The organism is Streptomyces sp. 130, assembly GCF_007096885.1.
Classification (GTDB): domain Bacteria; phylum Actinomycetota; class Actinomycetes; order Streptomycetales; family Streptomycetaceae; genus Streptomyces.
The window spans coordinates 19624-39618 of record NZ_VJNO01000052.1; the positions used below are offsets into that span (position 1 = coordinate 19624).

Annotated in this window: 21 protein-coding genes and 7 pseudogenes; 18 read left to right on the plus strand and 10 right to left on the minus strand. The window is 68.0% G+C overall.

From position 1 onward, the window contains the following. Positions 1 to 75: 75 nt before the first annotated feature. Positions 76 to 166: pseudogene (locus FKN01_RS29425) on the plus strand (IS5/IS1182 family transposase); the annotation flags it as partial. Between the two features lie 48 nt (positions 167 to 214). On the opposite strand, the gene FKN01_RS29430 reads toward FKN01_RS29425, so the two are convergent. Further along, the gene (locus tag FKN01_RS29430) at positions 215 to 739 is read right to left on the minus strand and encodes a hypothetical protein (protein ID WP_143625706.1); all 525 of its coding nucleotides are present in this window, start codon (positions 737 to 739) and stop codon (positions 215 to 217) included. 202 nt (positions 740 to 941) lie between these two features. On the opposite strand from FKN01_RS29430, the gene FKN01_RS33755 reads away from it, so the two are divergent. Beyond that, the gene (locus FKN01_RS33755) at positions 942 to 1346 is read left to right on the plus strand and encodes a DUF6896 domain-containing protein (protein ID WP_143625707.1); all 405 of its coding nucleotides are present in this window, start codon (positions 942 to 944) and stop codon (positions 1344 to 1346) included. A gap of 5 nt (positions 1347 to 1351) precedes the next feature. Here FKN01_RS33755 and FKN01_RS29440 read toward each other — a convergent pair. After that, positions 1352 to 2161, minus strand: a pseudogene (locus tag FKN01_RS29440) (IS5 family transposase). Positions 2162 to 2306: 145 nt separating this feature from the next. On the opposite strand from FKN01_RS29440, the pseudogene FKN01_RS33450 reads away from it, so the two are divergent. From FKN01_RS33450 to FKN01_RS29450, 3 genes and pseudogenes are all read left to right on the plus strand, one after another. After that, a pseudogene (locus FKN01_RS33450) lies at positions 2307 to 2360 on the plus strand (hypothetical protein); the annotation flags it as partial. A 1-nt stretch (position 2361) separates the two neighbouring features. Next, positions 2362 to 2793, plus strand: a complete 432-nt coding sequence (locus tag FKN01_RS29445) for a DUF885 family protein (protein ID WP_398933422.1) — start codon at positions 2362 to 2364, stop codon at positions 2791 to 2793. A gap of 44 nt (positions 2794 to 2837) precedes the next feature. Beyond that, positions 2838 to 3284, plus strand: a complete 447-nt coding sequence (locus FKN01_RS29450) for a hypothetical protein (RefSeq protein WP_260697067.1) — start codon at positions 2838 to 2840, stop codon at positions 3282 to 3284. A gap of 20 nt (positions 3285 to 3304) precedes the next feature. On the opposite strand, the gene FKN01_RS29455 is transcribed toward FKN01_RS29450, so the two are convergent. Further along, on the minus strand, positions 3305 to 3778 hold the full coding sequence (locus tag FKN01_RS29455; RefSeq protein WP_143625708.1) for a helix-turn-helix domain-containing protein: 474 nt from the start codon (positions 3776 to 3778) through the stop codon (positions 3305 to 3307). Between the two features lie 86 nt (positions 3779 to 3864). On the opposite strand from FKN01_RS29455, the gene FKN01_RS29460 reads away from it, so the two are divergent. From FKN01_RS29460 to FKN01_RS33455, 7 genes and pseudogenes are all read left to right on the plus strand, one after another. Next, positions 3865 to 5133 (plus strand): MFS transporter, encoded by a 1269-nt coding sequence (locus FKN01_RS29460; protein ID WP_143625709.1) that lies wholly within the window; start codon positions 3865 to 3867, stop codon positions 5131 to 5133. 84 nt (positions 5134 to 5217) lie between these two features. Beyond that, entirely contained in the window at positions 5218 to 5607 is a 390-nt protein-coding gene (locus FKN01_RS33630) for a hypothetical protein (protein ID WP_313906184.1), read from the plus strand. Between the two features lie 478 nt (positions 5608 to 6085). Next, positions 6086 to 6550 carry an N-acetyltransferase gene (locus FKN01_RS29470; RefSeq protein ID WP_185993035.1) on the plus strand — a complete coding sequence of 155 codons (465 nt, stop codon included), beginning with the start codon at positions 6086 to 6088 and terminating at the stop codon, positions 6548 to 6550. Positions 6551 to 6994: 444 nt separating this feature from the next. Further along, positions 6995 to 7294: pseudogene (locus FKN01_RS29475) on the plus strand (PadR family transcriptional regulator). Then, a pseudogene (locus FKN01_RS29480) lies at positions 7291 to 7640 on the plus strand (DUF1048 domain-containing protein). The pseudogenes FKN01_RS29475 and FKN01_RS29480 overlap by 4 nt, the downstream one beginning before the upstream one ends. 1 nt (position 7641) lies before the next feature. Further along, a complete protein-coding gene (locus FKN01_RS29485) occupies positions 7642 to 7968 on the plus strand; it encodes a DUF1048 domain-containing protein (RefSeq protein ID WP_143625711.1) in 327 nt (108 codons plus the stop codon). A 22-nt stretch (positions 7969 to 7990) separates the two neighbouring features. Beyond that, positions 7991 to 8041, plus strand: a pseudogene (locus FKN01_RS33455) (hypothetical protein); the annotation flags it as partial. Between the two features lie 13 nt (positions 8042 to 8054). On the opposite strand, the gene FKN01_RS29495 reads toward FKN01_RS33455, so the two are convergent. Continuing rightward, positions 8055 to 8702: an IS5 family transposase gene (locus FKN01_RS29495; RefSeq protein ID WP_143625712.1), complete on the minus strand. Its 648-nt coding sequence runs from the start codon at positions 8700 to 8702 to the stop codon at positions 8055 to 8057. 266 nt (positions 8703 to 8968) lie between these two features. After that, a pseudogene (locus FKN01_RS29500) lies at positions 8969 to 9226 on the minus strand (transposase); the annotation flags it as partial. Positions 9227 to 9665: 439 nt separating this feature from the next. Here FKN01_RS29500 and FKN01_RS29505 point away from each other — a divergent pair. The 5 genes from FKN01_RS29505 to FKN01_RS29525 all read left to right on the plus strand — a co-directional run bounded on the left by FKN01_RS29505 (position 9666) and on the right by FKN01_RS29525 (position 15281). Continuing rightward, a complete protein-coding gene (locus FKN01_RS29505; protein WP_221939389.1) occupies positions 9666 to 10097 on the plus strand; it encodes a CU044_2847 family protein in 432 nt (143 codons plus the stop codon). Continuing rightward, complete coding sequence (locus FKN01_RS29510) at positions 10097 to 11116, plus strand: serine protease (RefSeq protein ID WP_143625713.1); 1020 nt, start codon at positions 10097 to 10099, stop codon at positions 11114 to 11116. The genes FKN01_RS29505 and FKN01_RS29510 overlap by 1 nt, the downstream gene beginning before the upstream one ends. Next, on the plus strand, positions 11076 to 12563 hold the full coding sequence (locus tag FKN01_RS29515) for a hypothetical protein (protein WP_398933424.1): 1488 nt from the start codon (positions 11076 to 11078) through the stop codon (positions 12561 to 12563). The genes FKN01_RS29510 and FKN01_RS29515 overlap by 41 nt, the downstream gene beginning before the upstream one ends. Continuing rightward, complete coding sequence (locus FKN01_RS29520; protein WP_143625715.1) at positions 12560 to 14242, plus strand: WD40 repeat domain-containing protein; 1683 nt, start codon at positions 12560 to 12562, stop codon at positions 14240 to 14242. The genes FKN01_RS29515 and FKN01_RS29520 overlap by 4 nt, the downstream gene beginning before the upstream one ends. Positions 14243 to 14762: 520 nt before the next feature. Further along, complete coding sequence (locus FKN01_RS29525; RefSeq protein WP_260697069.1) at positions 14763 to 15281, plus strand: GNAT family N-acetyltransferase; 519 nt, start codon at positions 14763 to 14765, stop codon at positions 15279 to 15281. A gap of 267 nt (positions 15282 to 15548) precedes the next feature. Here the strand turns inward: FKN01_RS29525 and FKN01_RS32705 are convergent, their stop codons facing one another. Together FKN01_RS32705 and FKN01_RS29535 are read right to left on the minus strand one after the other, a co-directional pair. After that, positions 15549 to 15701, minus strand: a complete 153-nt coding sequence (locus tag FKN01_RS32705; protein WP_185993036.1) for a hypothetical protein — start codon at positions 15699 to 15701, stop codon at positions 15549 to 15551. A gap of 914 nt (positions 15702 to 16615) precedes the next feature. Continuing rightward, positions 16616 to 16801 carry a hypothetical protein gene (locus FKN01_RS29535; RefSeq protein ID WP_143625717.1) on the minus strand — a complete coding sequence of 62 codons (186 nt, stop codon included), beginning with the start codon at positions 16799 to 16801 and terminating at the stop codon, positions 16616 to 16618. 162 nt (positions 16802 to 16963) lie between these two features. On the opposite strand from FKN01_RS29535, the gene FKN01_RS29540 reads away from it, so the two are divergent. After that, positions 16964 to 17485: an NUDIX domain-containing protein gene (locus tag FKN01_RS29540; RefSeq protein WP_143625718.1), complete on the plus strand. Its 522-nt coding sequence runs from the start codon at positions 16964 to 16966 to the stop codon at positions 17483 to 17485. A gap of 248 nt (positions 17486 to 17733) precedes the next feature. On the opposite strand, the gene FKN01_RS29545 is transcribed toward FKN01_RS29540, so the two are convergent. From FKN01_RS29545 to FKN01_RS29555, 3 genes are all read right to left on the minus strand, one after another. Further along, a complete protein-coding gene (locus FKN01_RS29545; protein ID WP_143625719.1) occupies positions 17734 to 18972 on the minus strand; it encodes a hypothetical protein in 1239 nt (412 codons plus the stop codon). A gap of 128 nt (positions 18973 to 19100) precedes the next feature. Further along, positions 19101 to 19379 carry a hypothetical protein gene (locus FKN01_RS29550; protein WP_143625720.1) on the minus strand — a complete coding sequence of 93 codons (279 nt, stop codon included), beginning with the start codon at positions 19377 to 19379 and terminating at the stop codon, positions 19101 to 19103. After that, on the minus strand, positions 19376 to 19903 hold the full coding sequence (locus FKN01_RS29555) for a DUF4238 domain-containing protein (protein WP_143625721.1): 528 nt from the start codon (positions 19901 to 19903) through the stop codon (positions 19376 to 19378). Before FKN01_RS29555 ends, FKN01_RS29550 begins: the two co-directional genes overlap by 4 nt. Positions 19904 to 19995 lie beyond the last annotated feature (92 nt).

Consider the following 19995-nt stretch of genomic DNA (forward strand, 5'->3'; position numbering starts at 1 on the left):
CGGTGGTCCCGACCACTACCTCAACCCCGGTTCGCCCGCCTGCAACAGGCGTACAACTTCCAGGCAATCGACATGCGCGGTTTCGTGGTGCTGCCCAAGCGGTGGATCGTCGAGCGTCTCTTCGCCCACCTGATGCGAAGCCGTCGCCTGGCGCGCGACTTCGAACGATCCACCACCACTGCCGAGGCAATGGTCTACTGGTCGATAACCATGATCATGACCCGCCGTCTGGCCCGCACACGCCCTGCGCGAGCGTGAACCGGCCCGGCGACGACTCGGCCGGCCATCCCCGCGCGACCAGGCGTTTCGCCTTCGACCGCAACGCCTCCACTTTGGCCGGCACCACGTCCATGCCGAATGCGGAGGCCATCTCCTGGCAGGTCAGCGGACCCTGACCGAGACGAACCCGGTCCGCGAGCGCGGCCAGGATGCGCTGATAGTCCGCTGAAAGTACCGTCCTGGCCAGTCCCTCGCGCCACACCGGAACCTGCGACTTCACCTTCGTTGCCACGGGCGGTGGCAGCCGCACCTCAGCCTCCGCCCCCGCGCCTCCCGCTGAATCGCCGCCCGGCGCGGACAGCACCGCACCCACACGCTCACGGGCGATCGTCCACTCCAACCACTCCTGCTCGGCCATCGCGAGCTCGGCCTGGATCCGGTCGACTTCCTCGCGCAGCCCATCCACACGACGACGAGCGGCAAGCTCGTCCTGTTCCAACAGGCCGACAGCCGACGGCATTCGCGACCTCCACGAGAGCGACGAAACGACGATCCATCACTCCCACACCGTCGCCGCCCCTACCCCTGACCAGCGAAACGCAGTCGTCAAACTCGGAAAGACAACAGCCTCTAACTGATCGTTTCAGAATGCCGCCCTGCGGAGACGCTGGCGGCCCATGGAACAATCCACTGCAACCACGGGCTCAGGGGGATGACGCCGTATGGAACGGGTTGGGGATGCACGAGGGCTCGTGCTTGGTTACGTCGACGCTCTGAAGGCAGTTGACGCGGCTATGAGGGCGGCGATCCCTTCGCTTGAGCGACTCGCAGATGTCCTCGGCCTGGTCCGTTCGCACCGGATCATCAACCGGAGTGGGCGGGTGGGCACCTACTCCTACTCGCTTCATGGGGCCGGGTGCCGCTTCGTCAGTGACGACGGCATCGAGGTCGATGTCGACTTCACATCCGACGGGAGCGAGATCTTCGACGTCCGGCGGCTGCGCTGGTACGGGCTGACCCTGCCTGAACCTCTTGACGTCACAGAGCAGGACCTGCGGACCGCCGTGCGGTCCCTTCAACCGCTGCTGACCGAGGTGCGACCGGGGTGGTTCAGTGTCGCCAGCTGATCGCTTCAGGACGAGGTGCGCAGGGGGCGCAGGCATATGAGGCTGCAGGCGAGTTCGAGCAGGCCCTGGTGGAGATCGGCGCGTCGTTCGTAGCGGGTGCGGAGCCGTTTGGACTGGTGCAGCCAGGCGAAGGCACGCTTGAGGCCCCAGCGCACCTTGCCCAGTCCGGAGCCGTGAGCGACGCCGCGTCGGGCGATCATCGGCTTGATGCCGCGTTTCCACGGCAGGCGGCGGTACTTGTCGAAGTCGTGGGCCCCGGTCGGCATACAGGCGCCGGGGCTTGCGGCGGGGACGCCCCCGCAGACCCCGTATCGACGGAACAGCGTCGGGCAGAGGCAGGAGCTGGGTGACGTCGTGCCGGTTGCCGCCGGTGAGCGTGACGGCGAGCGGGGTTCCGTGACGGTCGACGATCAGGTGGTGCTTCGAGCCAGAGCGGGCCCGATCGACCGGCGAGGGCCCGACGCGGTCCCCCCTTTCAGCGCCCGGACGTACGATCCGTCCACCGAGCAGTCATCCAGGTCCAGCAGGCTGGCGTGACGAAGCTCGATCACCAAGGCGGCATGCAGGCGCGGCCAGACACCAGCCTCGCTCCAGTCCCGCAGTCGGCGCCAGGCCGTCACCCCAGAACAGCCCACTGCCTTGGCGGGGACGTCACGCCACGCGACACCGATCCGCAGCACATACATGCCGCCGGCGAGCGCCACTCGATCGGGAACACACAGCCGCCCCGGGTAGCGATGACGCCATTCGGGGACGGGTGGCACCAGCGGAGCCACCCGCCCCCACAGATCACCCGGAACAAGAACAGCACGCACACCGGACACCCCGCCGACCAAGAACGCCGAGCGCAACACCCACGGCTCAACTCATTCCGAAACGATCAGTTAACCGGTTCCAGCGGCTGTCGTGCGAGCTGCACCCCGGACACGTCGAGGTGTGGGCCTGTACGCCGAGCGGCTGATGGACGGCCTCGGATACCTCGCCAATCCGGCCCTCCGACTTGGGGCTTGGGATGCTGGCCACCGGCAACTGCTGCGCGCCGCACGGGTCTTCCTGGACATCGGGCTGCGCCTGTGACTGCCCATCCCCGCAGGCACCAGGTTTCACGGAGCACTGCGGGCTCGGTCCTGCGAGATTCGTCGAGTTCGAGATCGACCGGGATCTGGGCCGGCCCGGACAGGCCCTCACCTACAAGCTGGGAGAGAAGGTGTGGCTGGAGGCACCGGAGGCCGCCCGGCGTCGCGACGGCTCCTCCTTCAGCATCAAGCGGTTCCACCACCACGCGCTGAACCTCGAGCCGATGGGCCTGGACCTGCTGCGCGCGGAACTGACGTACCCGGCCGCGCCCGCTGACCAGGCGGGGACAGGACGGACACGAGCGCGGAGCGCACCCCGTGGTGAGAAAGCGAGCGATCGGATGATCACGGCCATAGGACACTCCGACTGACCTCGACCACACGGGATCTGGTGCGGGCCGCATTACGCGAGCGCGTGCAGGCCTTGCTGCCCGACGCGACGGCGCTGGTACGCGCCGGCGCCGGGCTGCCGCTCCTGTTCGGGCGGGTGGTGCACGAACTGGGGCAGCGCCTGGTGGTCCTGCTCCCGGAACGCTGCGATGCCTTCGTCGGCACTCACTTCCCCGGCCAGCAGGCGCACCGGGAGGTGCTGGCCCTGGCCGAGCAGATGCGGATGCTTCCCTTCGACCCGCGGAACCGGGACGCCTGTGTGAGCGCGGACGAACGGCTGGTCAGCGGATGCGGCCGACTGCCGGCCTTCTGGGACGGTGCACCGTCCAGCGGGCAGGAGGAGGCCACCGCTCACATGGTCGCGTACGCCCGTGCCCGCGGTATCGCCGTCGAGGTCGACCGGCCTGCGGAGGCGGCCCGTGAACCGGCCGGACGCGGTGCGTCGCTGCGCGTGCCGGAGCACAGCCGCTGACCGTCTCGTGGGCCGTCACCTCACCGGCGCCGTTCGCCACCGACCTTCTGCACGTGAGTGGTGTCGGCGTCGATGACGGCACCGTCGGCGCCGGTCGGCTGGATCTCCGGTACACGGGCGCCGTGCTCGTCGACCAGCGCGGAGTGCGGCTCGCCGGGTTCGAAGGCGTGGCGTTCTCCCCACTGGCGCAGCGTGAGGAGGACAGGGAAGAGATCGCGGCCGACGCTGGTGAGAACGTACTGCAGGCGGCGGCCCGAAGGCGCAGTCTGCTGGGTCAGGACTCCGTGGGCGGTCAGCTTGCGCAGGCGGTCGGTGAGGATGTTGCGTGCGATGCCGGTCCGTCGCTGGAAATCGGTGAAGGACCGTGCCCCGTCCATCGCGTCCCGGACGACCAAAAGGCTCCACCGGTCACCGACGAGGTCGAGCGTGCGGGCCACCGGACAGTCGGGGTCGGTCCAGGCAGGGCTTGGAGTGCCCGTGGAGGGACTCGGCATGACACCTCCCGATTGAGTTGCGGATTGAAACCATCATGCCCTACTGTCAAATTAGTTTCACTTTGCTACTCATTTCTGGGAGCGTGATGGACGTCTGGCGACGCCTACTCCTCGCGATCGTGTGCGGTGTCGCGGTGGCAAGCATCTACGCCGCGCAAACAGTGCTGCCGCCCATGGGAGACAGCCTCGGGGTGTCGGCACAGCACGCCGGGTGGATCGTTGCGACCGGCCAGTTCGGCTACCTGGCCGGACTGGTGCTGCTGGTGCCGCTCGGCGACGTGGTCGCCAACAGGCGCCGGCTCATCGCGGTCCACATGGCCATCACCGCGGCGGGTCTGTTCCTGACGGCTGCGGCTTCGGCCGCGTGGACGGCCTTCGCCGGGCTCGCGCTGGCCGGAATGTTCGCGGTCGTGGTACAGACCACGGTGGCCTACGCCGCGTCGATCTCACCGCCCGCCGAACGCGGACGCAACATCGGCGTCGTGACGTCGGGCGTGGTGGTGGGCATCCTGGGCGCGCGGTTCGTCACCGGCGTGCTGGCGCAGGTGTGGGGCTGGCGCAGCATGTACGCCGTGCTCGGTGTGCTCGCGCTCGCCCTCGCCGCCCTCGTCCCGCGCGCGCTGCCGCCCGAAGACAGCTCTCGACGGCCCTCCGGCTACCGACAAGCCGTCATGTCGTTCGGTGGACTGTTCCGGCAGGGTCTCTTCCTGACCCGCGGTCTCATCGCGTTCTTCCTGTTCGCGTCATTCGGCACCCTGTGGAGTGGCCTGTCCCTGCCGCTGGCGAACGCACCATGGCACTTGAGCGAGAGCCAGATCGGCGTGTTCGGCATCGCCGGACTCGCCGGCGCACTGGGCGCGGCGCGCGCGGGACGGTGGGCGGACGCGGGACGGGCGATCCCGATCAGCGGACTCGCGCTGACTCTGCTCACCGTCTCCTGGGCCGCCACCTCGCAGTTGACCTGGTCCCTGTGGCTGCTCGCCATCGGCATCATGGTGCTCGACTTCGCGGTCCAGGTCGTGCACGTGAGCAACCAGCACCTGCTCACCATGGCGCATCCGGACCACACAAGCAGCGTCATCGGCGGCTACATGGTCTTCTACTCCCTCGGCTCCGCCCTCGGCGCAGCCGCCACCACCTCCGTCTTCAGCTCCCACGGCTGGGGCGCCTCCAGTCTCCTCGGGGCCGCATTCGCCGCCTGCGCGCTGATCGTCTGGGCAACCGACGCACGCCGACGCTCCGCGACGTCGGCGGTCGGTTCCGAGACGGCGCAGGCGCAGCGTGGCGAGCGGGGGGAGCAGACGAACGAGCGGGAGCGGGTCTGCCCGGTGGCGGACCGTTCCAAGGCTCTCTGAAACCGCCCAGCTCGACCCCGTCCGCAGACGGCAAGCCCGACTGACTCCCACTTCGCACAGTTATCGCAGGCCACGCAACGGACCGTGCCCCAGTCATTCGATCCAGGCGGCTGGAAATACGTCCGTGCACAATTCCTTCTGCCACCCGACCTCAGACACCTGTCCAGGTTCTACCTCGTCTCGAACCCGACGCCTGTCCGTGACGCCACCACGAACTGCCGGCGCGCGTTCGCGGAGAACCCGCACAGCTTCCTCGACGACATGTTCGCGCGGGAAGAGGGCCTGCTGTGGCTGTCCTTGGAAAGCATGCAGGAACGCCTCACCGGAATGCTGGACGATCCGGACGACGGCGGCGTGATCGATGCGTTCGCCACCTTGTTGCCGAAGGCGAGTACCTTCCGCTGCTCTTGGAGGTGGAACCCCGGCTGGCCATCCCCGGCAGAAAGGGCGACTACTTCAGCGGCGAGCAGGTGACGACGTGAGGGATCGATCAGTTCTGGGGCCTTCCGGAGTACCCGCACACCCCGGACTCCCGGGCCTTCGAGACCGCCGTCGACGCGGACGCCCACCTCTACGAGTTCGTCGTGCCCGCCATCGACCGAGGAGACGACTACTTCGTGCACTGGGTCTGGCTAGACCCACTTCCTCCTCGACGGACACCACAAACTGGACGCCGCCGCCACCGCGGGTCGGCCGGTGCGGCTCCTCTCGCTGCTGACCTTGGGCGAAAGCCTGGCCGGAGCGGAAGACACCGCCCGGCTGCCTGCCTTGCGCACACAAACCCGGGTCTCATGTATCGCGGCACCGATTACAGTCACCCATCCGGGGCCGCCATGGCCATTTCGTGGCCATGGCCCAAACCTGATCGTCACGGGAAAGTACAGGGATGCGTCCAGACGCGAAGCACATGGCGGTGGTGGTACGTAGGGCCGTGCCAAGGGACCTTGAGCTGGTGCTGACTGTCCTGGCCGATGCTCGTGCCGGCCAGGAGCGGCAAGGGCTCCCTCCTTCGTGGCGCGCGCTTCCGCGGGCGGCCGCCGCAGCCAGCATCGCCAGGGGGGAAACCTATGTCGTGCAGCGTGCGGGAGACACCCTGGGCACGTTCGCCCTTGAGGACACCGACGCTGCGGTCTGGCCGGACTCGGAAGCCGTGGGCGCTGTGCACCTCCATCGGCTGGCTATCGATCCGCACCAACAGGGCCTGGGCATCGGCAGTTTCGCGGTTGACTGGGCCGCACGAACCGCGGCCGCGCAGGGGCGCTCCCTGCTTCGCCTTGACGCCGTCGCGGCCAACACGAGGCTGTGCACCTGGTACGAACGGCTGGGGTTCACGGCGAAGGGTGAAGTGCTGCTCCCCGGTTGGGTGCGCGCCAGCATGCGCTTCGAGCGCGAGGTGACCAGGCCTATGGGCTTGTAACACGTTGCTGCAACGTCCCCGATGGCCGTGTCCGGTGGAATGGATCCGGCCACTCGGGATGGTGCGGCGGTACCTGCCCCAAGGGTGCGGGCCTCCGCGGGGTTCAGCCAGGCCGACCTGGGCACCATCGCCCGCGCAGGAACCATGGCTACCGCACTCCGGCCGAGGTCTGAGCCGACCTCCTGTGCAGCGGTGATGCGCCGGCTGCTTGAGCACGCCCTCGTTTGCCGACAGGCAGGGGCTGGCCGACAAGGACGCTGGGGATCCGGTAGACGCATGTCCAGGGCCGGGCGGTGAGGCCCCGGGCTCCACGGCGGCGGCCACTCATCGAACCGGCTCCGCAACGCCCCACTCCCTGATCCATACTGCCACCCCCGCTACTCAGTGGTACCGCATAGCGGTACTCGGTATCACGTGGTACTGGCAGGCTGAGGAGCACCCGCGATGGACGACCTGACGGAGATGTTGGAGGGCACGCTCGAAGGGTGCGTACTCGAAATCATCGGCAGTGAGGAAACCTACGGGTACGCCATCACCCGACGTCATCGAGGGGACGGTGTACACCATCTTGCTGCGGCTGGAGCGGAACGGGTTCGTCCAGGTGACGAAACGGCCGTCCGGGGTCGGCCCCCGCGCAAGTTCTACGCGCTCAACGACGCCGGACGCGAGGAACTCGCGAAGTTCTGGGCGAAGTGGCAGTACCTCTCATCACGCATCGACAGGCTCAAGGGGGGCGGGAGATGAACTTCTGGGAGAAGGTCACAGGCAGCGATCTCACCAGGGAATGGAAGGCGTTCGAGGCCCGGGTCGATGTCCTGCCGGGCGACTACCGGGCGGCGTGTCCCACCTCTTCCCCTACGGGGACTTCACCGGTCGCAACCTGATGCCGATCCTCGACTCCGCCCTCGGGCTGCTCGAAGTAGCAGCCCGAGGGCGGAGTCGCCAAAACGTCCGCGAGGTGCTCGGCGAGGACATCCAGGGCTTCTGCACGGCGCTGGCCGGCGGAGCGGGGGCCCGGACCTATCGCGACCGGTGGCGCGAGCAGTTGAACAGGGACATCGCGAGGAAATTGGACCGGCTGGGAGGCTGACGTGAGCATTCAGGACATCATCGAAGGCAAGAAACAGTGGCGGGCACACGCGGCTCGGGTCAAGGCACTCCCGCCGGACTACCGGATCGTCTACCAGGAGGTGCAGAAGTATCTGTTCAAGGTCGGGCCGATCAGCCTGCCTGACGGGCCCCTGCTCCCCGGGATCGTCGACTTCTTCGACGGGGGCGTCGCCGGAGGCAAGGGGGTTGTGGAACTCATCGGCACCGACATCGCCGCGTTCTGCGACGACCTGGTCAAGGACTCCCCCACCTACGCGGACATCTACCAGGCATCCATCAACGCGGAACCCGGCACGGACGAGAAGTGATGCTCGCCGTCCGCCCGAGGTGGTGGACCGTGGCGTTGCAGAGGCGGGGCGCGGGGGCAAGCGCCGCCATCTGCTGTCGGCCCGGTTCACCATTTACTTCGTTCTGGCGCTGCGCCTGTTTCCGCGGGTCGATTGCTGCGCTTCACGATCGCCAGGACCAGGGCGAACGCGGCGAGGCAGTACTCGACGAGGCCGCCGGTGTAGCCGCCGTCGGCCCAGACGAGTTCCAGCCGGTGGTGAGCGTCGGTCACCCGCTCAAGCAGCACCTTCGCGGCTGCGCGGTCACCGATGTCCGCACTCGTGACCATCACGCCCAGCAGCAGGCCGAGGGTGTCGACCACGACGTGCCGTTTGCGGCCGTTGACCAGCTTCCCGCCGTCGAAGCCGCGGCTGTCCGCGCCGACGACGGCGTCCGCCTTGACGGACTGCGAGTCGATCACGCCGGCCGTCGGTTCCGCATCCCGGCCCGCCTCCTGGCGGACCCGGCCGCGCAGCCGGTCATGGAACTCCCTGACCAGCATGTGGTCGCGCCAGCGGCGGAAGAACGCGTAGACCCGGTCCCACGGCGGGAAATCGGCTGGCATCGCCCGCCACTTGATGTCGTTGTCCACGAGATAACGGATCGCGTCCAGTATCGCCCGGTGGCAGTACGCCTCCGGCTGCCCGCCCCGGCCTCGCATCCAGCCCGGCACCGGCAGCAGCGGCCGGACCACAGCCCACTCCGCGTCCGTCATGTCTGAGGGATACCGCCGAACACGCTCCGGGTGGTCGGTCGCATTACCGAACCGGTGAACGACACAATCACACGCCAGGGGAGCTGAGTTGAACTCTACCGGCGCGAGCACGTACAACTGCGGCAACAGGGTCTCCTGGATCTCGGTTCGCTTCGCAACCCCGAGCTACCAAGAGGCCCTGCTTTCATGCCCACGGCCGGCCGTGATCACCAGATCGAGACTCCCGTTCGACGCCTACCCCTCAAGATCGGAACGACAACAGCTACTAATCGGCGGGCGCGTTCACGGACCTGGCAGCGCAGAAGTTCATGGATGACCTGGTCGGTGCCGTCGTCCCGCCAGGCGGCGAAGTAGTAGTAGGTCGCGCTCTTGGGCGGCAGGTCGTGCGGGAGATAAGCCCACTGGCAGCCGGTTCGCCCCTGGTAGAGGATCGCGTTCACGATCTCCCGCATGTCGTAAGCGCGCTGGTGGCCGCTGACCGAGCGGTGCCGGTCCTTCCACGCGGTGATCACCGGCTCGATCAATGACCACTACTCGTCCGATAAGTCACTCGGGTACAGCTTGCGTTCACTCCCCCGGTCACATCACCAGATCAGCACCCGTGGACCGGCGAATTCCGTCCTGCCGCCACACCTTCAGGCGACAGCAGAACCACTCAAAGGCTCACGAACCGCCCACTAAGATCGAAGTCCTTGGTGATCTGACCGACCGGGCGGTCAGCGCATCCACACAGCTCGACGATCTCCGCCTTGACAGCGACGAGGGCGAGGCCCTTTTCTTCCCCACGCTCTCCATGATGGACGTCCTCCCGAGGCTGAACCTTTGATCTCGGATGTCCGCCAAGCGGATCAAGCCCATCGATGGCTTGATCCGCGCCAGCCGTCATGATTCTGCTGGCAAGCTCCAAGACCTCGCCCATACGATGAGGCGCGATCACACAGGACGTGGACGGGGGACGGGGTCTTGGACAGCATTGTGCGCATGCCTTTGGAAGGCGGGGGCTCGGTTCTCTTCGAGGGCGGGCCCGGTTCACCGGAGGGCCCCGTGAAGGCCGGTCGCCTCGGCGACGCGGTCAGGGAGTTGCCGTCGACTCTTCAGACGGCCCTTGTACCCATACGCGACGCCGCCGGAGCCATGTTGAACCAGCTGCGCCAGGCTGGGCCCGACGAGATCGAGGTCGAGTTCGGTATCGACCTGGCGGCGCAGACGGGCGCGGTGATCACCAAGGCGGAGACGGGCTGCCATGTCACCGTCCGGATGGCGTGGCACCGGGAGGGGCTGCACGGCGGCATGAACCCCGAGGACGCCACGGGCTCCGACCGTCGTGCCCCGCAGGACAACAGCGCCCCCGCCGACCGGCCTGTCCCGCCAAACGTTCCGTCTGCCGGCCGCTGATGTCCGCGCCGCTGCAATCGTCGGTCGCGCAGGTGCTCGGGATCGGCGGTACCGTCGTCGGCGCCGGCTTTCTCGTCGATCACGGCACTCTGGCCACATGCGCGCACGTCGTACGGCAGGCCGGGAGCCGCCCCGGTGAACGGCTGACGCTGGTCTTCCCGCACGCGGAGGACAGCCCGCGGCTGACAGGACTGGTGCTGGCGGAGGCATGGCGCGAGCCGGACGCCGAAGACATCGCCGTCGTCCGGCTCGATCATCCTGTCGAGGGCTTACCGTCCCTTCCCCTCGGGTTCTCCGGGAACTGCCGCGGGCACCGGGTGCGATCCTTCGGGTTCCCCCGGCAGGCACTGTCCGGCGGGCACTTCGGCACCGCCGTGGCCGACGACGTGATCAGCTACCACGGTCACGGGCCCGTCCTTCAGCTGACCGATGCCAACGACCTGACGACCGGCTTCAGCGGCGGCCCGGTCGTGGACGACGCCACCGGCCTTGTCGTCGGCATGGTCACCTCCATCGTCGCCCCCGACGAACACCGGCGCGGCCAGAACATCGCCTACGCCACAGCAGTGCAGAGCCTGCGCCGGGCCTGGCCCGCGCTCCGGGCCGACGACACCTACCCGTACCCCGGCCTGCTCGAACCCTTTGGCAGGGAGCACGCGGACTGGTTCCACGGACGTGAGCGAGCCGTGCGGCTGGTGCTGGACGCGCTGACCGAGCAGACCGGCCGGAGCAGCGGAGTGCTGTTGCTGGGGCCGTCCGGGTCGGGGAAGTCATCCCTAGTGCGGGCGGGCGTGTTGCCCGCACTGGAACGGGCGCGCGTCCCCGGCAGCGACCGTTGGCTGCCGCTGCTGCTGCGCCCAGACCGCGACCTGCTGGCTGAATTGGATGCCGGTCCACTGCCCGGAACGCTGAGCAGGGGCCGGCCTGGCGCAGGCCGTACGCGACAGGCTGGAGGCGGCCCCCGGATACGACCGAATCCTGCTCGTCGTCGACCAGTTCGAGGAACTGCTGTCCGATGATCCGGCTGCCGTCGAGCCCTTGACCGAGGCGGTCGGCTCCGTCCCGGGGCTGACCGTCTTCCTTGTCCTGCGGGACGACTTCTATCCACGGCTCGCGGCTTCGGCGCCCGCCCTGCTGGAGAAGCTGCGGCACGGAATGGTCAATGTGCCCGCGACGCTCGACCGCGACGAACTGCACGCCATCATCACCCGGCCGGCCGCTGCCGTGGGCGTGCGCCTGGAGGACGGCCTGCCGCAGCAGATCATGGACGCTCTGTTCGCGGGTTCCGAGTTCGCCGGCCCCCGCGGCACAGCGCCTACCACCCTGCTGCCGGCGCTCCAGCTGACCCTGAACCGGCTGTGGCAGGGGCTCGACGAGAGCGGAACGCTGACACGGGCGGCGTACGAGCGGATCGGCGAGGTTACCGGCGCCCTGCGCGTGTGGTGCCAGGACGCCGTGGACTCACTGCCCGTCGATCTTCGCCCGGTCGCCGAGCGGCTGCTGACAGCCCTGGTACGCCCCTCCGACGACGAACGCCAGGTCCCCGCCGCACGGCAGCGTGTGCCCTTGGCCGATCTGCGCGAGCTCGAAGAGGGCGCCGATGAGGTGCTACGAGAGCTGACCCGCCGCCGACTGGTCATCACAGGCATCCGACGACGCCCGGGACGGCCCGACGCCGACGTGCCGGCCGTGGAGGAGCCGATCGCCGAACTGATCCACGATGTGCTCATCCGCGCCTGGCCCGCTCTCGGCGACTGGGCGGCCCGGGACCACCGCTTCCACGACTGGCTCCGACGCGCCGACGAACGCCTCGCCCAGTGGGCCGGGCGACGGCACCCCGACGACCTGCTGCGCGGCTCCGACCTCGCCGAGGGCCTGGAGTGGGCGGACCGCAGACGGCTGCCCGGACGGACAGCGACCTATCTGACGGCCAGTTCCGCCCACCGCAAAGCCCGGCTGCGCCGCGCCCAGCGCCTCAACGCCGTCCTCGGCACCGCGCTGGTCCTGGTCGTCCTGGCGGCCTCGCTGGCTTTCCAGCAACGCCAACAGGCCCTGGACGCCCAGCGGCTCGCCCAGTCCCGGCAACTCGTTGTTCAGTCCCGCACGTTACTGGACACGGATCCCGAACTCGCGGCGCTGCTGGCCGTCCAGGCGTACCGGACACGGGCGACGACGGAGAGCCGGGCCGCGCTGTATACCGCGGCTGCCCTGCCGATGCAGCGACGGCTGGAAGGCGGCGCGGGAGGCATCGCAGTGAGCGCAGACGGGCGAACGCTGGTCACCAACGTGGGAATGCGGCCGAACCACGATGAGATGGTGATCCGGCTGAGGGACCTCGTGTCCGGCAGGGAGAGAGAGCAATCGACACCGGCGACGATCCGAGTAGCCGTACAGCCCTCCTCGGTGGCCTGGTCAGTTCCCTCGCGTTCGACCGCGCCGGGTGCACCCTGGCGGTCGGGGAGATGAAACGCGTCCGTCTGCTGGACGTGCGCGAAGGACGTCTTCGCGACTTCGAGATCAAGCTGGCCCAATCCCCGAGCGAAATCCGTTTCACACCCGACGGCCGCACGCTGGTGACCGTCGGGTACGACGGTCAGGCGCGGACCTGGGATACGGCGAACGGCGACCTCCTCAGGAGCATGTCGCCTTCGGTGCCCGACCAGGGGACGCCGATGAACGGCACGACCGTGGCCGCGACCCCGGATGGTAGGACCGTTGCGGTGAGCGCGCCCGAGCGGGGTGTGGTGCTGCTCACCCCGGAGAACGGTCGGCAGCGGCTCGTTGCGGACCAGGAGGAGGAATCCGCCGACCCCATCGAATCGCTGGCCTTCACACCAGACGGCGGCACTCTCGCCATTGGTGGCAGATCGGGCCGGATCAGGCTGGTCGACGTCGGCACCGGCCGTGTCGAAGCCCCTCTACAAGGAGCGTCGGCCGTCCAGGGCCTGGCCTTCGCCCCGGAGGGCGACACACTCGCCGTCCTCACCAGCGACCGGAACGTCAGCCTCTGGGACGTACCCAGCCACAAGCTCCGCGCCTCGTACCCCGGCGGCCAAGCGTCGCACGACGTCACGATCCACGACATCGCCTTCGGCCCGGACCGGCAGACCTTGTTGACGAGCGACGAAGCCGACATCCGGATCTGGAGCCTCGACGGATTCCAGCCGTACGCGACCGCCGACCCGCCTCCCGGGAGCGCGTACGGTCTGGTCTTCGACCCAGCCGGACAGAACCTGGCCGGGGCCGGCTTCGACGGGCCGTGGGTATGGGATGCGGAAACGGGCCGAGAGATGCACCACTACTCCAACGAATACGAAGTGCAACCCATCGCCTACGACCGCAGAGGCCATCTCCTGTCGGCCGTCGATGACTGGAACGGCTTGACGGTCGAAGACCTGACCGCCCCCGCTTCCACCGTCCCGATCCGCGACACAGAGGGGTCCGGCACCGTGCACAAGCTGGCGCTGAGCGCGGACGGCGGCACCCTCGCGATGCGCCGTGGCACCCGCCTGTCGGTGTGGGACACGGAAACGGGCAGACCGAGGACACCGCAGACCAAGACGGCGGGCACGTACTCCGACCTGCTGCTGTCACACGACGGAAGCACCTTGGCCGCCAGCCGGGTAGACGGCCCGATCGAACTCCGGGACACAGCCACAGGCAAGCTACGGACGCGACTGGTCACCTCGCTGGACGAACCGCTGGCCTTCTCCCCGAACGGGCAGACCCTGGTCACCGGGGGGTTCCACGGTGTGCGGCTGTGGAGAACCACGACCGGTGGGCTGCGGGCGACCCTCGACAAGAACGACGGCACCCAGGCCGCCGCGTACTCCGACGACGGCCGCTTCCTCGCAACAGCCGGGCGCTCCGGCAAGGTCAGCATCTGGGACACAGCAACCGACCGCCTCCAGCAGGTCGTCCCCGCGTCCGTAGGCTCCGTGGCATCCCTGGCCCTGACCGCCGACGGCCACCGGCTCGCCGTCGGCGGTCAGGACGGCGGAGTGGAACTGTGGCGACTGTCCCTTCCCCATGCCCCCGAGGAAGCAGTCAGGCAGATCTGCCGGACCGTCGGGCGTGACCTCACCAAGCAGGAACGGTCCTCCTACCTTCCCGACCCCTCCGCCCCTCCGGCCTGCCCTGCCTGACGCCCGGTGGCTCTGTCATACCCCAGGGGCAGGTGCTGGTCTCGGGCCCTGGCCAGGGTGGTGCGGGAGACTCCGAGGATGAGGGCGAGCAGGGTGCCGAGGGCGGCGATGGTTGCGCCGACGCGTACGACGGGGGCAAGCCAGAATTGGCGGACGACAGCGGAGCTCAGATCACCGACCGAGTCGGCGAACTCGAACTCACGCTCATAGAGATCGATAGAGCAACAGCTTCTGACCCGCAGATCTCTGGCGATCGCTGTACTGCCCTCGCCCAGGGCGAACCGCTCAGCCGCCTGCAGCCGTAACCCCTCGCGAAACTGCTGCCGTTCAGCGGTCAGCCCGCCCCTTTTGGATACCGCATACCTTCGTTGATACCGCAGCCACCGACCAGCCGTTCCCCCTGCGACACCACGCGTTCACTCTCAGTAGCCTCCGCCGCGGGGAGCTCGTCGAGCGCGAGTCACCGCCACCTGAGCCGAATCCTTCGCAGTTCAATTCTGCCGGTGGCACGATCAAGCTCGTGAACAGCGATACACGGAATCAGAACGACTTCGGCGTGCGTCCCGCCCACCCCGATGATCTAGCGCAGCTCACAGCCCTCGAAAGCGCCGCGGACCGGCTGTTCGACGACGTCGGCCGCGGATCGCTGCCACCCCCGGCCGAACTGCCTGAGCTGCTCACCGCACGATGCATCCTGGTGGCCGGCCGGCCACCCGCCGGTTTCGCCCGGCTGGAGATCGTTGATGGCCACGTGCATCTGGAACAGCTGTCCGTCCACCCCGAATACGGGCGCCAGGGCATCGGCGCCAGCCTGCTCGACGCAGCCTGCCAATGGGCAGCCGACCAGGGCCATAGCATCGTGACGCTGAGCACCTTCGCCGACGTGCCCTGGAACGCACCGTTCTACGCGCGGCACGGATTCCGCGCTGTGCCCGACCACCAGTTGACGCCCGGCCTCCAAACGCTTCGCCACCGCGAGGCCGAACTCGGGCTCGACGCCATGGGACCACGGACCGTCATGACCAAGACCATCTCGTAGCGAACAAGGTGCCAGCCGATGCACAGGATATTTGACAATTCCTCGGACGTTTTTCGGTTTGCGTCAAGTGACTGGGTCGGATCCCCGACGGCGGCGGACACCGGGTCTGGGCGGCGTTGGCCGGCCATTCTGCGGCTCTGCCCGGATCGGTCCGGTCCTCGGCCTGTCGGCCTTGACCGTTCACCGCAGCCTGACCCGTCACGGATTGCACCGCCTCGCATGGATGGTCCGGCCGGCGGGCACGGTGATTCGCCCGTTCGACAGTGCTCAGTGCTGGACCCCGTCTCCGGGATCCTGATCGACGATGTCCTTCCCACGCCAGCGGGCCAGCACCTGGGCGACCTGATCGCGAGTCGCGGAAAGGTAAGTGTGCCAGCGGGATTCAACGCCATGCGGATAGCAGAGCAGATTGTTCAGCACGTTGTTGACGACATCGTCGTCGGTGTCGGCGACCAGACGAGATGGCCAGCACGCGGCGACCCCAGCGATCTCGTCGCGGGTGAACCCATGAGCGAGTTGAACTCCCAGTCAGGGAAGCACGGTCCGCTTACCGCTGCGTCAAGGCACTCCTTGATGATCCGGAGCTCATGGGCGATCATCCGTTCGATCGAGGTCATCCCTAGATGATCTCAGCGGCTACTTGACCACACGCAACCCAGCCAGGCCCACGCTCCTCACGACGGAAGTACCTGCTGCAGTGCCACGAGACACGGCACCGGTCATTCACGGCCGGGAAGGGTTTTGCATCGCTGGCCCTCGGCCATCGCATGGTGCGGTCATTGCCCCGGCCGGGGCGTTGCACTCCGCTCGAATCCGGGGACCACCATGTCCTCGCTGGCCCTGCTTGTTGTGCTGCTTCTGGTGCTCGTTGCCGTTCTGGTCCTCGGCGCTTTGGCCTACCTCGCGCACGGTCAACCGCGGAGGGTTGCCATGCTCACTCTCGCGCTGTGTGGCGCTGCCGTCCCCGCGGCCATCGTGGTTCCGATTGCCGTCCGGTGCCCCGGGCATGCTTCGTCGCCTCCCGGGCGGTCCGTCACCCGGGACAAACGGCGAGCCTGCCTGTTCCCCCAGCACCATCGGAGCTTGGTGGAGGTGTCAACGTTGAGGTCGCGGCGCTGCTTGGATGGCGCCGCGGGCAGGAAGATCTGCTGCCACTGGAGGGAGTCCATGCTCAGCGCGGCGTCCGTGAGATTGTTCTTCCAGGGCGAGGAGCCCCATAGACCGCATCGACGACGCCGTGCGCAAGAGGAGCGCGAAGTCGGGTGCGACTCAGCCGTTGCGGCCGAGGCTGACGAGGTCGGGCAGCAGCATCAGCGATCCGATCAGGACCCAGCCTAGCCTCCGCCGACGATCCGGAGCGTCCTCGGCGTCGTCGATCCCGTGAACGGCATCTGCCTGACAACGAGGGCGAACTTCTCGGCCGCACCTCGCACGTTCAGGGCGAGCACGATGCCGGCAACGATGAAGAACCCGGCATCGATCCACAAGATCCGTATGCCGTCGTCGGTCGACTCGGCCACCACGTCTCCCCACGCCGGACTGACAACTTGATACCTGCAACCTACTCATCGCACGGAGGCCACAAGGCGCCCAAGAGGTTCGGCGCCTGGGGTACGTGAACTTCTCCATGGGGACCTGCACGACCGTCCACAGCAAGAACACGCCGTCACGGAGCTGAAACCATGACCACCACCCGGCCCACCGAAGCCGCGCCGTCAACCGCCATCGCCGTCCGCACCTGCGCCGTCATCCTCGAAGGCCGCCAGGTCTGCCTGATCCACCGCGAACGGCCCGACGGCGACCAGTACTCCCTGCCCGGCGGTCTCGTCCACGCAGACGAAGAGGTGCCGGCCGCACTCGCCCGCGAACTCAAAGAAGAGCTAGACCTCGACCTCGCAGCCCTGCCCGGCCGGCCCGAGCTGCGCTGGGTCCAGGACCAGATCACCACTCGCCCCGGCAGCGACGCACCTTTCCGACGGCTCCATCTCATCCACGTGCTCCACGTGCCGCCTCACACCCGGCACACCCTGGCAGCCATCGAACAGGATGCCGAAGACCACGCCCGCATCGTCTGGAAGGACCTCGAGCAGGCCGAGCGCCTGCACTTGTACCCCGCAGCCGGAGAAGCCCTCAGAGCCTTGGCCGGCCCAGCCAGTCCCGTGCTCCTGCCACCGATCACGGACCGGACGTACACGTGGCGTTGATCCGACATGTTGTCCGCTGGGTGGCGACCCGCTTACGGTCCGGCCATCAGCCAGTCAAACGCGGCGACCGGCGGTGCGGGCCCATCGTACTCGTGTGCGTGGCACGCCTTCGACGTTCGGCCGGACGACCTGGTGGCGCCGGACCACAACGGGCAAGCAGGCAAACGACCCGCTCCGAACATGATGATCGAGTACGCCCTGGCCCCGGCCGTGGCTTTCGAGCAGCTGACAGGCACAGGCGGAAACGTTCAGTGGCCGTCGCGGCGCCATTTGTAACGCCACACCGCGTCCAGGTAGCACTCCTCTTCCAGGGAACCGCGTTGCGGCGGGCCGAGGAGTCGAGCCGCTTCCACGCACCGTGCGTCGTCGTGGAGGGCAAGCCCGTAGGCGGCAGCCAGCTGGACCAGACGGTCCGTATCGTCCAGCAAAGCTGCCATGGCGTCGGCGAACACGGGATCGTGGTCTCTGCCCTCGGCAACCACGCGGCAGGCGGTCTTCCGTACCACCGCGTCCGGATCGTCCATCAGCGCCAGCAAGGCCGCGCGAGCATCGCCGGTATAGGCCGGCGGTGAGGAAGATGCGTGGAGCCCTTCCGCCACTGCACGCCGTACGCGGGCATCGGGATGGCTGGCGTGGGGCAGAAGGGCCGCTTCCGCGCGGGAGGCGCTGTGTTCGCCCAGCGCGACCAGCACCTCGGTAAGGACGGAGACGTCCGTCTCTGTTGCCGCCCAGTCGGTGAAGAGGTCCAGAGCGGGACCAGCGAATGCGTCCTCATCGCTGTTGTCGAACAGATGAGTAAGGCGGAGGACCTCGGCACCGAACAAGCGCTTGGATGGGTCCGGGCTCGTACGCAAAACGGCCGCAGCGGCCCAGGTCGCCTCCTCCTGTCGTCCACTCAACTGGAGGCTGGCACGGGACCATGTTGCATGGTCCTGCTGATCGACCTGGGCCAACGCGCGGGCCATCAGTTCTTCGAATGAGGTCTGTATCCCGAGCAGTTCCTCGACGTACGTCAGGATCGCCCCATGGCCGTCCCGTGCACTCATGCCACCAAGGGTGAACTCAACGACGCTGTCGTACTCGCCGTCTTGAACCCGCCTACGGCCGACAGTGTCCCGAGATCCGGTACGGCGTCGCAGCACGGCCTCGACTCCCTCCTCGTGCCAGCAGCGCGCAAGGTCCCGGGCCTGCAGGAGTTCGCTTTCGAGATACCTGCCCCGAATCTCGTGGTCCAGGAGCGCCTCGAACAGAGCGGGCGAACCCGAGTCAACGGCCTCACCCAAGGGGATGAGGTCATCGGGCCGGCTCTGACCCGAATCCGCACCATACTGAAGCAGCAGTTGGGCGATGCGCCCGGCGTGCATCCGGACGGCCAGGCAGAACGCGGCGTCCAGGTAATCGAAGTCGCTGTGCTCATGGAGAAGGATCCTCACCAGGCCGGTGTCTCCAGCCTGGACCGCGGAGATCAGGGAGGACTGGCCGCCCACGGCATTGCTCGTACCCGTACCCCCGCCCATGATCCTGCTCCCCCGTAGCGTTCTCGCAGCTCAGTGTAAATCTGTTGAGAACGGCCCGGCGGAGCGGATAACAACCAGCACAGTGCCGGACGACCGAATCAGCCGCCCGGGTATGGAGACCCGTCTGCGAGGGAGCCCTGGCGTGGCCGGTAGTGCGCCCGTGGTGTGGAGATGAGCAGACATGTCGGCGAAAGCGGAGCGAAGACCTCGACCGTCTCGGGCAGCAGCGGAGGAGTATGGCCGAAGGTGCCGTCCTTGCGGCGCAGGGCCACGCTGCTGTCGCCCAGAACGAGCAGCGGCTCCGCCGAGCGCAACACCACCAGTCGACGGCTCGGGGCGGTGAGGACATCGCGGACGCGCTCGAAGGCGCGGATCATGGCGCGCAGCGCCAGCACGGGTCAAAGACCACCGAAGGGTCAGGGGCCGTGCGTACGGCCGTCCAGAACCCCTCCATCCGCTCCGCATCCGACAGCGGCCGCCCCAGCTGTTCCTCGCAGCAACCCACTGCCTCCACGGCCCATGAGGGGGGGAAGAGGTGCACGCCGACCTGCTCGTCGAAGGACCGGAACGGTCGCGTGCGCACCACCTGCCAGGCCAGCGCGTCCAGCAGGAGAGCTCGCTGAGCCTCGTCCTGTGGCCCCTGTCCCTCGCGTGCAACGCGCAGAACCGGCGCGCACGGGGCGTCGACACGGTGGTCCAGGTAGGTCTCCAACGCCACGCGCCGCTCGCCCTCGGCGACGGGGTCGGTGTTGAAGTCCCGAGCCACCGCCGCGCACCGCACAGGAGTGCGATGCTCCGCGCCGCTGCGCCACCGCCTGAGCACGTGTCCGTCCTCCGCGAAGGCCCGCAGCCAGTACTTCGGCACCAGGTGGTGCTCCCTGGACGTATTTACCTCCCCCATCCCACCCTCCTCTTAGAGGTCCTAACAGAAGTCGGCTGATGGTGTGACTGTCAGCTCAGATGCTCGTTGCTCTGTTCGTGGGGAAGAGGAAC